The 13,712-nt window shown below is 64.2% G+C and carries 13 protein-coding genes; 3 read left to right on the forward strand and 10 right to left on the reverse strand.

What is annotated here, in order from left to right:
- Window positions 1-154: 154 nt before the first annotated feature.
- The 4 genes from P9273_RS12960 to P9273_RS12975 are packed head-to-tail and all read right to left on the reverse strand — an operon-like array spanning window position 155 to window position 3,548.
- Window positions 155-925, reverse strand: coding sequence for a HugZ family pyridoxamine 5'-phosphate oxidase (locus P9273_RS12960; RefSeq protein WP_278049270.1), 771 nt, complete (start codon window positions 923-925; stop codon window positions 155-157).
- 36 nt (window positions 926-961) lie between these two features.
- Window positions 962-2,149, reverse strand: coding sequence for a CaiB/BaiF CoA transferase family protein (locus P9273_RS12965; protein WP_278049271.1), 1,188 nt, complete (start codon window positions 2,147-2,149; stop codon window positions 962-964).
- A gap of 5 nt (window positions 2,150-2,154) precedes the next feature.
- Window positions 2,155-2,916 carry a 3-hydroxyacyl-CoA dehydrogenase gene (locus P9273_RS12970; RefSeq protein WP_278049272.1) on the reverse strand — a complete coding sequence of 254 codons (762 nt, stop codon included), beginning with the start codon at window positions 2,914-2,916 and terminating at the stop codon, window positions 2,155-2,157.
- A gap of 26 nt (window positions 2,917-2,942) precedes the next feature.
- On the reverse strand, window positions 2,943-3,548 hold the full coding sequence (locus P9273_RS12975; RefSeq protein ID WP_278049273.1) for a GNAT family N-acetyltransferase: 606 nt from the start codon (window positions 3,546-3,548) through the stop codon (window positions 2,943-2,945).
- A 312-nt stretch (window positions 3,549-3,860) separates the two neighbouring features.
- On the opposite strand from P9273_RS12975, the gene P9273_RS12980 reads away from it, so the two are divergent.
- Window positions 3,861-4,847: a glutathione S-transferase family protein gene (locus P9273_RS12980; RefSeq protein WP_278049274.1), complete on the forward strand. Its 987-nt coding sequence runs from the start codon at window positions 3,861-3,863 to the stop codon at window positions 4,845-4,847.
- Here the strand turns inward: P9273_RS12980 and P9273_RS12985 are convergent, their stop codons facing one another.
- Window positions 4,848-5,351, reverse strand: a complete 504-nt coding sequence (locus tag P9273_RS12985; protein ID WP_278049275.1) for an NUDIX domain-containing protein — start codon at window positions 5,349-5,351, stop codon at window positions 4,848-4,850.
- Window positions 5,352-5,521: 170 nt separating this feature from the next.
- On the opposite strand from P9273_RS12985, the gene P9273_RS12990 reads away from it, so the two are divergent.
- Window positions 5,522-6,454, forward strand: a complete 933-nt coding sequence (locus P9273_RS12990; RefSeq protein ID WP_278049276.1) for a metallophosphoesterase family protein — start codon at window positions 5,522-5,524, stop codon at window positions 6,452-6,454.
- On the opposite strand, the gene P9273_RS12995 is transcribed toward P9273_RS12990, so the two are convergent.
- The 5 genes from P9273_RS12995 to P9273_RS13015 all read right to left on the reverse strand — a co-directional run bounded on the left by P9273_RS12995 (window position 6,444) and on the right by P9273_RS13015 (window position 12,618).
- The gene (locus P9273_RS12995) at window positions 6,444-7,061 is read right to left on the reverse strand and encodes a hypothetical protein (protein WP_278049277.1); all 618 of its coding nucleotides are present in this window, start codon (window positions 7,059-7,061) and stop codon (window positions 6,444-6,446) included. The genes P9273_RS12990 and P9273_RS12995 overlap by 11 nt on opposite strands.
- A gap of 159 nt (window positions 7,062-7,220) precedes the next feature.
- Entirely contained in the window at window positions 7,221-8,024 is an 804-nt protein-coding gene (locus P9273_RS13000) for an alpha/beta fold hydrolase (RefSeq protein ID WP_278049522.1), read from the reverse strand.
- A 204-nt stretch (window positions 8,025-8,228) separates the two neighbouring features.
- A complete protein-coding gene (locus P9273_RS13005) occupies window positions 8,229-10,016 on the reverse strand; it encodes a tetratricopeptide repeat protein (protein ID WP_278049279.1) in 1,788 nt (595 codons plus the stop codon).
- A 228-nt stretch (window positions 10,017-10,244) separates the two neighbouring features.
- On the reverse strand, window positions 10,245-11,921 hold the full coding sequence (gene leuA / locus P9273_RS13010; RefSeq protein ID WP_442920219.1) for a 2-isopropylmalate synthase: 1,677 nt from the start codon (window positions 11,919-11,921) through the stop codon (window positions 10,245-10,247).
- 394 nt (window positions 11,922-12,315) lie between these two features.
- Window positions 12,316-12,618, reverse strand: a complete 303-nt coding sequence (locus tag P9273_RS13015) for a hypothetical protein (protein WP_278049281.1) — start codon at window positions 12,616-12,618, stop codon at window positions 12,316-12,318.
- A 20-nt stretch (window positions 12,619-12,638) separates the two neighbouring features.
- Between P9273_RS13015 and P9273_RS13020 the strand changes: the two genes are divergently transcribed.
- Window positions 12,639-13,712 carry a siderophore-interacting protein gene (locus P9273_RS13020; protein ID WP_278049282.1) on the forward strand — a complete coding sequence of 358 codons (1,074 nt, stop codon included), beginning with the start codon at window positions 12,639-12,641 and terminating at the stop codon, window positions 13,710-13,712.

Consider the following 13,712-nt stretch of genomic DNA (forward strand, 5'->3'; position numbering starts at 1 on the left):
CCCCCAAGGGTCCTGGATCATCCTGGCGCCAGGGGGCAATGGCGCCTGAATCCACAATGTTCAGATGTCGATGGGCGCTGCTGAATCAGCGTCACAACGAGGGTAGATCATTTTATCTAAATCTCAAGCGTTGCTTTCGCCGGCTCGCGATCAACTATCGCTCTTGCTCCGCCGCGCGCCCCGCCTTTGCCATCTCGACAAGCGCCGAACGCAATTCGCGCGCGCTTTGCAGAGGCTGGGGAAAGAAAATCCTGCAGGTCGCGTCCGGGGCGGCGAGGTCCATGCCGTCAGGGTCGAAGCCGGTGGCGATCCAGCCGTCGCCCTCGGCACGGCCGAAATGGCGGGCATAAAGGGCAAGCGCGTCGCGATGATCGGCGTTCATGTGATCGAGTGCCGCCTGCTCGCTGCCGGCGAACTCCTCGGCAAGGGCGGCGCCGGTGATGAAATCGTCGCGGTCGAGAAGAAAGGCCTTGCCGAAGCCGCCGTTCAGGCTCGCGCGCTTGGGCTCGAGCCGGAAGAACGAGAAATCGCCGAGCCCGGCGTAAAGCTTCGCCTTCGGATTGCGGTTGAGGTAGCGCCGTTCGGCTCGGATCTGATCGGCCGATCCCCGCTCCAGTCGCAAGGCGCGGCACGCCAAGCTGATGCGCGGATGCGCCAGCGGATCGCCCCTGCCGGGCTCGCCAAGCAGCAGCGAACAGCGCGGATCGGCGAGCAACGCACCGGTGTGCGCGGACAGCATCGAAATCAGGATCAGCGGCGCGCCGTCGATATCGGTTGCAACGCCAACCCTGCTCGCCAGCGGCGCGCCGGTGCCAGGCTCGATCGCGGCGAGCGCGCCGAAACGCGCCGAGCGGATCAGGGTTTTCGCCAGCCTGACCGCCTCGGCGTCGGTCTCGCGGATGACGTCTTTCTTCGATTCAGTCACAAGCTCACCCGAGATAAGTTGATCTCTATTCTCCGGTTATCGGCCGAGTACACCCGTCTTTGCAAGGGCTCCGATCTCCTCCTCGCTCAAACCGAAACCGGCCAATATGCCCGCGGGCTGGCGATCGGCGGCTGCCGGCGCTGTGGCAAGCGTCTGCGGGTTTTGCGAAAAACGCGGCGCGGGTGCCGGGCGCTCGAGTCTACCCGACGTCACGAAGCTTTGCCTGGCGCGATTGTGCGGGTGGTCCCTGGCTTCGGCCAGGGACAGCACGGGCGCCACGCAGGCGTCGGTCGCGGCGAAAAGCGCGGCCCATTCGTCGCGCGTCCTCGTCTTGATCCGACCGGCAATGGCGGCGCGCATCACGGGCCAGGACGACTTGTCATACTGGCTGCCGACGAAATGATTGTCGAGCGGCAGCAGCCTGGCGAATTCGGCGAAGAAGCGCGGTTCGAGGCAGCCGACGGCAATGTGCCTTGCGTCCGCCGTCTCATAGGTATCGTAGAACGGCGCTCCGGAATCGAGCAGGTTCTCGCCGCGCCTGTCGCTCCACAGACCCGCCGCCATATAGGCGTGGATGGGTGCTGCGAGCATCGAGGCTCCCTCGATCATCGAGGCGTCGATTACCTGGCCCTTGCCCGTCACGGAACGCTGAAACAGGGCGGCGAGCACGCCTGCAATCAGCATCATGGCGCCGCCGCCTTGATCCGCGATGAGGTTGAGCGGCGGCACCGGTGGCGCGCCCTGCCTGCCGAGAGCATGCAAGAGGCCCGCATAGGCGAGATAGGTGATGTCGTGCCCGGCTCGCGCGGATAGCGGACCGTCCTGACCGAAACCGGTCAAGCGGCCATAGATCAGCGCCGGATTGCGCCGGAGAACGACATCGGGCCCGAGGCCGAGCCGCTCCATCACGCCGGGGCGGAAGCCTTCGACGAGGATGTCGGCCTTTGCCACAAGGCGCAGCAGCAGTTCCGCGTCCGCCGGACGCTTCAGGTCGAGCTTGAGGATGGAGCGGCCGTGGCGGTCGAGATCGTATTCTTCCGGCAGGCTCAGTAGCGGCTGGCCGGAGTCGGCGCGTTCGATGCGCAGAACCCCGGCGCCCATCTCGGACAGCATCAGGGCGGCAAACGGCACCGGACCAAGCCCGGCCATCTCGATCACTTTCAGGCCGGCGAGCGGGCCGGTCTTTTCGGGAGAGGCACCGGCGCGTGTCGGCGAGCCAACCATCCCGCTTATTTCGGCGCCATGCGGATAGCGCCATCGAGGCGGATGGTCTCGCCGTTCAGCATCTGGTTCTCGACGATGTGGAGGGCAAGCGCCGCATATTCAGACGGCTCGCCGAGCCGGGGCGGGAACGGGACGGAGGCGCCGAGCGAATCCTGCACCTCCTGCGGCATGCCGGCCATCATCGGCGTCTTGAAGATGCCGGGCGCGATGGTGCAGACGCGGATGCCGGACCGCGCCAGGTCGCGCGCCACAGGCAGGGTCATGCCGACGACGCCGCCCTTGGATGCCGCGTAGGCGGCCTGCCCGATCTGGCCGTCATAAGCGGCGACGGAGGCGGTGTTGACGATGACGCCGCGCTCGCCGCCGGCGAGCGGGTCGAGTTTCGCCGCCCGGTCGGCGACGAGGCGGATCATGTTGAAGGTGCCGATCAGGTTGATCTCGATCACCCTGCGATACTGGTCGAGCGGATGCGGTCCGTCCTTGCCGATCGTCTTCACGCCGATGGCGATGCCCGCGCAATTGATCAGAATGCGCGGCGGCCCAAGCTTTTCAGCGACTTCGGCGATTGCGGCCGTGGCGCTGTCGCCGCTGCTGACATCGCATTGGACGGTGATGCCGCCGATGTCGGCCGCGACTTTCGCGGCGCGCTCGATGCCGACGTCGAGGATGGCAACGCAGGCGCCCTTGGCCGCCAAGGCGCGCGCGGTTGCCTCGCCAAGGCCCGACCCGCCGCCGGTGACGATCGCGATCTGGCCGTTCGGGTTCATGCAAGCCTCCCAGGATTCCGATTATGCTACGAAGCGCGCAAAGGAGGCGCAACCGCGATAGGTGGGTCGATCGACGGCTGCGCACTGGCGGCCGAACGCGCCGCGGCCGGGGCAAATTCCGCAACCCTTGCCGTGTTGGCGTGACAGACATCGCCGGCAAAACGGGCGATTGCGCCCGGCTTGATCTCGTGATGCAGCAGCCGGTCGAGATCGACCGGGCGCGGCATGGTGATCTGTCCGCGCGGAAAGCGCTTGAAGCCGAGCGGTCCATAGTAGGGTTCGTCGCCGACCAGAATGACGGCAGGCGCGCCGGCCTTCCTGGCCGCTTCCAGCGCGATCGCGACCAGCTTGCGGCCGATGCCGAGATTCTTGAAGGCGGGCCGCACCGCAAGCGGGCCGAGCATCATGGCGCGACCGGCGCCCGCGGCCACGCGCGTCATGCGCACCGAAGCGATCACCGTATCGTCCTTGACGGCGACAAAGGACATCGAGCGGTCGTGCCCGCCGGCCTCGCGGATTTTGTAGGCGGCAAGAACGAAACGACCGGGGCCGAAGGCCTCGTCGTTGATGGCTTCGATTTCGGCATCATGCGCCGGGGTTTCCGGCAGGTATTTCACGTCGGCAAGGCTCATGGTCTTTGCGTTCCGGTATACGAGGAAGGTTTGCTGCAAAAGCGGCAGCATTCGCCAGTCAGCGCTTCTTAAGCGCGGACGCCCTTTCGTCGTCGGTCGAACCGGATCGAGGCAAAGTCGAACATGGGCGCCTCCGCTAGCATCAATTTGGTGTCGCTGCAATCGGTGCCCTTTGCCTTTCTCTGCTCCAGTTGGCGATCCGGTTCGTTGTTTAACGAACAGTTCGTCGTTTGACGAACTGTTCAGTGCCCGAAGGCTTCGCCAGTCGGGTTATCGGTCTAGATATGGCTGAGCTACAGGGAGATTTTTCGCATGGGACTGCTGATCGAAGGCAAATGGCAGGATCGCTCGCCCAGGACCGGCAGCGATGGGCGGTTCGTGCGGACGGAGTCGCAATGGCGCGACTGGATCACACGCGACGGCAGGCCGGCGGAAGGGCGCCCGCGCGGCTTCAAGGCGGAACCCGGCCGCTATCATCTCTATGTGTCGCTCGCCTGCCCCTGGGCGCACCGTACGCTGATCTTCCGTGCCCTGAAGCGACTGGAGGGCGTCATCTCCGTCTCGGTGGTGCACCATTTCATGGGTGAAAACGGCTGGACCTTCAAGGCCGAGGACGGCGCCACCGGAGACACGCTCTACAGCTTCGATTTCCTGCACCAGATCTATACCAAAGCCGATCCGGCCTATTCAGGCCGCGTGACGGTGCCGGTTCTGTGGGACAAGCAAGAAAAGACGATCGTCAACAACGAGTCCTCCGAGATCATCCGGATGCTCAATTCCGCCTTCGATGAATGGGGCGATGCGGGTCTCGACTTCTATCCCGCAGCGCGGCGCGCGGAGATCGACAGGATCAATGCGCTCGTCTATCCGGCGATCAACAACGGCGTCTATCGCGCCGGCTTTGCCACCACGCAGAAAGCCTATGAGGAAGCGTTCGGCGAACTGTTCTCGGCGCTCGATGCAATCGAGGAGCGTCTTTCTAGGCAGCGCTATCTGACCGGCGAGCAGATCACCGAGGCCGACTGGCGGCTGTTCACGACGCTGGTCCGTTTCGATCCGGTCTATGTCGGCCACTTCAAATGCAATTTGCGCCGCATCGCCGACTATCCGAACCTGTCGAACTATCTGCGCGATCTCTATCAGGTGCCCGGCGTCTCGAGCACGGTCAACCTGAATCACATCAAGGCGCATTATTACGGCAGCCACAAATCGATCAACCCGACGGGGATCGTCCCGGCGGGGCCGGAACTCGACTACGCCGCGCCGCATGACCGGAACAGGTTCAGGAAGGCGGCGTGACTACCAGTAAGCCGAGATACGCTCGCCGCCGAAAATCTCTTTTATCCGCCGGAGCGTCGCCGGCGTCGTGCCCTCGGGCAAGCGGTCGATCGGGAAGAAGCCTGCTTCGGCGATCTCATGGTCCGGCCGTTTCGGCGCCGTCTGGCTGAAAGCTTCGATCAGATAAAGGCCGACATGGTCGCGCTTGCTGGCGCGGCGATTGAAATGCATCGACTTCAGCACCGGCGGAGCCGTCAGGGCGATGTTGCCTTCCTCGGCCAGCTCGCGCGCCAGCGCTTCCTCGAGCGTCTCTCCGATCTCGACGCCGCCGCCCGGGAGCTGCCATCCTGGAACATAGGTGTGACGGATCAGGAAGACGGAGTTGGAGGCGCGATCGTAAACCAGCCCGCGCACGCCAAGCGTCATGGGCCGGCGCAGCAGGAAGTAAAAATGGAACAGCCTTGCCCGCAATCCCGGCCAACCGGTCTGCCGGAATGTCTCTTCCGGATCGGCGCGGCGGTTCATTCCACGATCCCGAAGCAGATGTTCGTGGGTCGTCCCACGAACATCTGCTTGGCTTTCCGTGTTTTTCGCAGGTTCTGGCCGCAAGACCGTGGGACACTTTTTCGGAACCCACTTGGGCGAACAGCAAAGGGTGAGTGGAAAGCTCTGCCAGCGTCGCTTAAGAAGAGACCATGTTCAGGCTCGCGCATATTTCCGACGCTCATCTGGGACCGCTGCCCGATGTAACCTATCGCGACCTCGCGTCCAAGCGGGTGCTGGGCTATGTCAACTGGCAGCGCAACCGGCGCCGCCACATGCATGACGCCGTCATCGACACTCTCGTCGCCGACATAAAGGCGAACGCGCCGGACCATCTCGCCGTCACCGGAGACCTCGTCAACCTGGCGCTCGACGGCGAGATCGAGATGGCGAAACACTGGCTGGAGACGCTTGGATCGCCGCATGACGTTTCCGTGGTGCCAGGCAATCATGACGCCTATGTGCCAGGCGCCTTCGACAAGGTCTGCCGGGCGTGGGCTCCCTGGATGACGGGCGACGGCGTCAACACTCCGATCGACCGCAATTCCTTTCCGTATCTGCGCGTGCGCGGCAATGTCGCGCTGATCGGCGTCACCACGGCGCGCGCCACGGCGCCCTTTATGGCCAACGGTTTCTTCATGGAAGGGCAGGCCGAGCGGCTCGGCAAGGTTCTCGACGACGCGGCGAAACAAGGGCTGTTCCGCGCCATCATGATCCACCATCCGCCGGTGCGCGGCGCCGTCCAGCAACATAAGCGGCTGTTCGGCATCGCCCGTTTTCACAAGGTCATTCGCCGGCATGGCGCGGAGCTCGTCCTGCACGGCCATTCGCATCTGCCGTCATTGTTCGTCATCGGCGCACGTGGCGCCAAAGTGCCCGTCGTCGGGGTTGCCGCTGCGGGCCAGGCGCCGGGCGGCAAGCATCCGGCCGCTCAGTACAATCTGTTCGAGATCGATGGCGAAAAGGGCGCTTGGCGCGTGCGCTTGACGCGGCGTGGCCTGACCGGGCCGGCGCTGCCGCCTTCGGATCTGCAAACGGTGGATCTCGACGTGCCGGCCGCGAACCGCGAGCTCGTCAGAAGCTGATCTTCATGTGCACGATGCGATCCCAAAACATCGCCAGCGAAACCGCCAAGCCGACAAGCGCACCGGCGGCAATCAGGCCGAGGCCGGCGAAGAAGGTCGTCCAGCCATTGAGGCGGCTTTCGGATTGAATGGGCGGCTCCGCTTCCGGCACCACGGGCCGATGCAGGCCGGGAACGGCGCTCTCGATACCGCCCTCCATCATATGCTGCCGCTCGACGACCCGTTCGGCCACGTAGCGCGTCACCGAATCGGCGATGGCTTTCATCTCGGTCGTCTCGGCCAGCACGACACGGCCGACGCGCGTATCCTTGAGGAAGCGGTAGGTACGGCGGTCGCGTCCCATGGCGACGTGACTCACCGCATCGATCCATAGCCGCGGCTGCAAGCCTGACGAGACGGCGAAGTCGAAGCTGTCCATGTCGGCCGGGACATCGGCAAAGACCGGCGCAAGCTCGGTTGCCAAGAGATCAAGTCGCATGCGGTGGGCCTCGCGCATGTCGACGACCACATCATCACGGTCGGCGAAGGCGTTCTTGACGTCGCGTATGGCGTCCGAGAGTTTTCGCGATGGCTCTATCGGAGTGGTCTTGTCGCCTGCATCCTTCATGGGCGGCTGCCTCGTTGTTGGTTAACAGCGAGTTAACACAGTCGCCGGCAAAATGCACTGCCGACGACCAGCGGCGCGGCCGCTCCGGTCCGCATGAAGCGCGTTTCGGATGCTTTCGAGGTCGGTCCGCGAGAGCCGACCCCGGCAGTGTACTCAGCATCAGCTCGCCGCGGCGCCCAGCGGCGGATGCAACCGTCTGGCGCGCCGTCGCGTGTTGCGACGCACGATCTCGGCAACCAGGGCCGGGGTCTCCTCGACCAGCATATGACCAGCGTCAAGAACATGATGCAGATGGAAATGCGGCGGCAGAGCCTCGGTCTGCACGACGGGTAGGAGCGGATCCTCCGCTCCCCAGACAACCATCACGGGCATGTCGAGCGCATCCAGTTGCGCCTCGGGAATAACGCCTTGCCGGTCATCCCTGGTCATCGCCGCCGCCATGTCGGTCAGCGTCTGCAACTGGCCCGGCCGTTTGCGCATCCGGCAGATTGCATCGACCGCATGGTCAGGCGGCACACTGCACGGGCCCGACATGGCTGCAAGGCAGGCCCGAATCCCTTTCCTACCAGTTGCGGCGGCATAGCGGCGCAGCAAGGCCGCGTTGATTTCCGGGCCGAAACCGCCGGGTGCCAACAGAGTGAGCGAGGCTACCCGATCGGGATCGGCAAGCGCCATCAATGTCGCGATCGCGCCGCCCATGGAGTGACCGACGAGATGAACCTTGCTCAACCCTCGCTCCGCCAGATCGGCCAGAATAGCCTGCGCGGCCGGCTTGGCACCGCCCATGCCTTCGCATTTCAGGGACTGCCCATGGCCCGGCAGATCGTAAGCCAACATTCTCGCTTCGGCCGCCAGCGACGCCATGACGTCACGCCAAATCTCACGGCAGGCCCCGAAGCCGTGCAGGAAGACGATTGTCTTCGGACCAGCGCCGCGCTCGACGGCATAAGGGAATGGAAGCATGAAAGAAGGAGCGGTAGGCAGACGTGCAGCCATTGCGAATTGTGGCTGAATTGCTCCCGATCCAGGCCGATGGCCAGTAAAATCTTCGCGACCACAGCGCCCCGTCAGGCGCCCGACGCGCAAGCATCGCCCGATACTTGACGGATCGGCGTCGTACTTCCGCCCGCTGAAATCCTTTGGCCCAAACACGGGCGCAGGGCTGGATTAGCTCGGGTTGCCGATACCGGCGGCCCGCAAGGATTGCACCAGCCGGTCGGTGAGATCGGCGGGATATTTGCGGTCGACGAATGTCGCGCGCGGGTCGGCGACGAAGTTCGGGAATTCGGCGACGAGCTCGTTGGCAAGCTCGCCCGCCAGCTTGTCGCGCCCTGAAATCTTAGCGCCGATCAGGCGCGCGGCCAGATAGTGCGACTTGGATGCCGTCGTGCGCAGCGACTCGCTGGCGATCGCGGCCTTCTTCATATCGCCCTGCATGAAGGCTCCGATGAACAGGCCATAATCCCACCAGGTCGGATGGCCACTGAAGGCTTCGACCGCGTGATCCAGGATCGGCGTCCCCTCGTCATATTTGCCGGCGAAGATCAGCCCGTAGCCATAGGCGGCGGCCATGCCGAGATCATACGGGTTGAGTTCGTAGGCTTTGCGCATCAAGCGGGTTGCTTCGTCCGTGTTGCCGAGGCGCGAGTTCAGGTAGCCTAAGGCGCGATGCGCGTGCGGGCTCATCGGCCCCATCTGGACGGCGCGGTGCGCAAGCGACATGGCCTTTTCGAGCGTCGCTTCCGGCGGATAGGCATAGTGGGCGTTGACCGCCTCCACATGAAGCGAAGCCAGTTCCGCGTAGACAAGCGACGATTTGGTGCCTTCGCTGACCAGCTTCTGCAGGCAACGATACGCAGCCTCGTACGTCTGGGCGCTCATATCGAGATAATAGCGGTCGTCGAGCACCAGGCATGCGATCTGGCTGGTTCGGATGTCGCTCTGGTCAATGTAGCTGTAGATCGCCCCGGAGGCGGGAACGGTCGAGGTGAGAAGGCTGGCGATGTTGCTTTCAACCATATCGGGGGCACTTTCGGCCGATGTCAGGTTGCGTGACAGGAGAACCCGCCCGGTCGCGACGCTCTGCAGTTCCACCGTGACGTCGCCGGCAGCCGGCCCGGGAACAATTTCGAAAACGAAACTGATCGGATCGGCGGACCGATCGCGCGTCGAATCCGCATCGCGCCCGATGAAATCGATGGTGTCGAAACCGGCAAGTCCGGCGCGCAGGGACGACGCGACGCGAGCCGCCTCCGGCCCCTCGGCTTTCACCGCAATATAGATCAGCGGCAGTGAGTCGAATGTCGGCTGGGCAGCGATGCTTGCCGTGCCCGCCGTTTCGACCGGTGTGCCCGCGTCGCCGCCAAGGAAGGCATTGCTTTGGCGCACGATAAGCACGCCCAGCATGACAATGACCAGGATCATGGCGGCCCAGAAGAAGCGCAGCTGCCGCGTGAGCGACTGCGCAGGTGCCGCCGGCGCCGTCAGCGCCACAGGCTCGCCCGGCACAGAGTTGTCGAGATGCTCGGACACCGACGGAGCGGCTTCGGCCGATGCGTTGGGCCGCTGCGCGATGGTTTCGGAGGCGGACCTGGCGTCGCCAGGCAGCCGAATCGCATTCAGCTCGTAGGAAGGGACATAGCCGCCACGTGGGATTGCGATGCGCACCGGCTCGGCGACACCTTCATTGGCGAAATACTGCTCCAGGAGCTCGCGCAGCCGACCGGCCTGCACCCTGACCACGGCATCGGTGGAGGCGTCGAAATCGCCGTCCTTGCCGAAGACGTCCATGGCTATGGAAATGCCCTTCAGCCTGTCGGCCTCGCCGGCCTGCTCGCGTTCAACCAGATAGCGCAAAAGCCTGCGAGCACGCTCGGACCGTCCGAACGTTTCGCTGGCAAGCAGTCGCTCCAATGTCTCGCGCACTGCGGGGGCGGCAGGCGGGGCATGCTCCAAGTGTCGATCCTTCCGAAGTCGGCACAGGTTAGGGCGCGATCATATAGCGCTCGCGCCGTCGCACAAGGATGCTTCTATTATGCGATCGCGTAAGCCCACCGGAAATTCCGCCACCGGTTAACGAATGGCAGCTCTCGCGTCTGTGGCTGAAGCGGGGCGCAATTGGTATGCGCCACGCTTCAGCCAGATCTGCCCGGTCAGCCCGCCGCCGAGCCGGACCGTTTCACATCAGCTGCTCCGGCGGCCGATGATACGGTTGGCGGCCGAAACAACGGCCTCAAGCGAGGCGGCGACGATGTTGGTGTTGATGCCGGCGCCGAACAGCTTGCCACCCGGATACTCCATCTCGACATAGGAGATGGCCGAGGCGTTGGAGCCGCGCTGCAGGGAATGCTCGGAATAGTCGAGCACCGACATGTCGACGCCGACATGGCGCGAGAGCGCATCGACAAAGCCGTCGATCGGACCGGTGCCCGAGCCGGTGATGGTCATTTCCTTGCCGTTGTCGAGGATCTCCGCCTCCACGATACGCCGGCCTTTCACCTCGGTGTCGGGGAAGGTGCGATGGTCGAGGAACTTCAGCCGCGCGCCGGGCTGGTCGACATAGGTTTCGAGGAAGCGTTCATGGATGCGCTTGGCAGGCACTTCCTTGCCTTCCGCATCGGTGATCGCCTGGATCGCCTGGCTAAACTCGATCTGCAGATTGCGCGGCAAGTTGAGGCCGTAGTCCGCGTGCAGCACATAGGCGATGCCGCCCTTGCCCGACTGCGAGTTGATGCGGATGATCGCCTCGTAGGTGCGGCCGACATCGGCCGGATCGATCGGCAGATAAGGCACTTCCCAAAGTGGTGTGTTGGCCTTCTTCAGCGCCTTCATACCCTTGTTGATGGCGTCCTGATGCGAGCCGGAGAAAGCGGTGTAGACCAGTTCGCCGACATAAGGATGGCGTTCCGGGATCTTCAGCTGATTCGAATACTCATAGACATCCTTCATCCGGTTGATGTCGGAACAGTCGAGCTCCGGATCGACGCCTTGGGTGAACATGTTGAGCGCCAGCGTGACAATGTCGACATTGCCGGTGCGCTCGCCATTGCCGAACAGCGTGCCTTCGACGCGGTCGGCGCCGGCCATCAGGCCGAGCTCGGTGGTGGCGATGCCGGTGCCGCGGTCGTTATGCGGATGCAGCGAGATGATCAGGTTCTCGCGGTTGTCGAGATTGCGGCACATCCATTCGATGCGGTCGGCATAGACGTTGGGCGTCGACATCTCGACCGTCGAGGGCAGGTTGATGATCAGCTTGTTGTCGGCCGTCGGCTTCACGATCTCGGTGACGGCGTTGCAGATCTCCAGCGCGACTTCCAGCTCGGTGCCGGTGAAGCTTTCCGGCGAGTATTCGAAACGGTAGCCGCCGCCGGCCTTGGCCGCCATGTCGGTGATCATCTTGGCGGCATCGGTGGCGATGCGCTTGATGCCGGCGACATCCTTCTCGAAGACGACGCGCCGCTGCAGCTCGCTGGTCGAATTGTAGAAATGCACGATCGGACGATGCGCGCCCTTGAGCGCGTCGAAGGTCCGCGTGATCAGCTCGGGGCGGCACTGCACCAGCACCTGGAGCGACACGTCGGCGGGCACGCCGCCTTCCTCGATGCACCAACGGGCGAAATCGAAATCGGTCTGCGAGGCCGAGGGGAAGCCGATCTCGATTTCCTTGAAGCCCATGTCGAGCAGCAGCGCGAACATGCGCGCCTTTCGTTCATGGCCCATCGGGTCGATCAGCGCCTGATTGCCGTCGCGCAGGTCGACCGAGCACCAGATCGGCGCCTTGTCGATCACCTTGTTCGGCCAGGTGCGGTCGGTCAGGCCGACGGTCGGGTAGGGCTGGTATTTGCGTGCCGCGTCCGGCATGTGACCGGCCGCGCGCGTCCCGGCTTCAGCCTCGCCGGCGCGGATTTCTTCTCGTGCGTTCATCGTCTCTTCTCCGGGCGGCCCGCATGTTCGCCTTGGGCGGATTGATGGCGAGCGTCGCCTCTACCAGAATTTCATTCGCATGATTGTGACTTTGCCAAGGAGCATGCGCCTGAAGCGGCGGGTATCGACCGCCGGGCGCTCCTTCAGCGAACCCGGCGATCGCCGATAAGGCCGAGAAGAAGCAAGGTCGAAGCGAGCGCGCGCGCAGTCTCGCCGGCAAAGCCGGTGCGAGAAGAAGCGACGGAGCGGACGCGCGAGGTCATGGCGGCTCTCTTACAGGAGCGGCCATCGGGAGGCAAGTGCCGGCCAGGCCGCACGCCGTGGTTGGAACTTATGGGGCGTGCTGCTCGACGTCTTTGAAGCCATGTGTACGGCGTGTGTCGATGAGTTCTCGAAATCCCTTCTGAGTCGCGTCGATCACCTCTGTCTCACGTTCACCGTACCATGGTGCAATCATCGAAATGATCGGCCTTGGAGGAAGCCTGGTCATCAGCTGAAAACCGGATGCATTGCCGACCTTCGCGCGGTTCCGTCCAAAAATATGACTCTTATAATCATGTTTTAGTGGCAATGCTGCCGACGCTGTGGCATGCCGGCGCTCGGCGACATCGGGTTCGGCCGGTGCCGCTGCCATCGATATCGAAAGGCCCGGCGATGAAGCTCTTGAGCGCGCAAACCCGTATCCAGAACGATGATATCCGCGCGGTGATGGACAGGCTGCGCGAGGAGCACGGCGACAGCGAGGTCGATACCGGCGTTGCCGGCCGATGGGAATTCCGCATGCATTACGGCTCGTTGAACGCCTCGTTCGACGATAGTGGCGTGCTGGTCCGCGTCGCGGGGGAGGACGAGACCTGCCTCTCCTATATGAAGATGATCTTTGCCGGCCACATCGCCGCGCATCTGCGCACCACCGAGGGCCTCCGCTGGCAAGGTGACGGCAAGGATGCCGGCACGCCGGTGTTCTTCCGCGAGATATCGGTCCTGTCCTCGACGCGGCTGTCGCCGCATATGCAGCGCCTGCGTTTCTCCGGCCGCGACCTCGGCCGCTTCGCCCATGGCGGATTTCATGTCCGGCTTCTGCTGCCGCCGGCCGGACGCCAGGCGGTCTGGCCGACCATGGGCGCCGACGGGCTGATCATCTGGCCGTCGGGCGAGGATGCGCTGACCGTGCGGGTCTACACGATCCGCGCGCTGGACGTGGCCGAGGGCTGGCTCGACATCGATTTCGTGCTCCATCCCGGCGCCGAGACGCCGGCTGCGAGTTTCGCGCAGAATGCGCGGGCCGGCGACGTCATCGGCATGATCGGACCCGGCGGCGGCGATGTGCCCAAGGCATCGAACCTGCTTCTGCTGGGCGACGATACCGCACTTCCGGCGATCGGCCGGATGCTGGAAGAGCTTGCGCCGTCCGTCCGTGCCGAGGCCTTCATCGAGATCGACGGTCCGCAAGACCGAGTAGCTTTGGCGGCGGACAAGAACATTACCGTCCACTGGCTTTACCGGCATGGCCGCGAAGCAGGCCGTGCCGGCCTGCTGCCGGAAGCGCTGCGTGAGCGCGGCCGCGGAGCCGACGATCTCTTTGCCTGGGCCGGGTGCGAGTTCGCCGATTTCCGCGAGATCCGCAGAATTCTGCGCAAGGAATGGGGCATGCCGCGCGACCGGCATCTTGTCACCGCCTACTGGCGCCGTGGCGCGCCGGGCGAAGACGGTGCCGGCGAGGAATAG

The sequence above is a fragment of the Mesorhizobium sp. WSM4935 genome, from assembly GCF_029625735.1.
Taxonomy (GTDB): Bacteria; Pseudomonadota; Alphaproteobacteria; order Rhizobiales; family Rhizobiaceae; genus Mesorhizobium.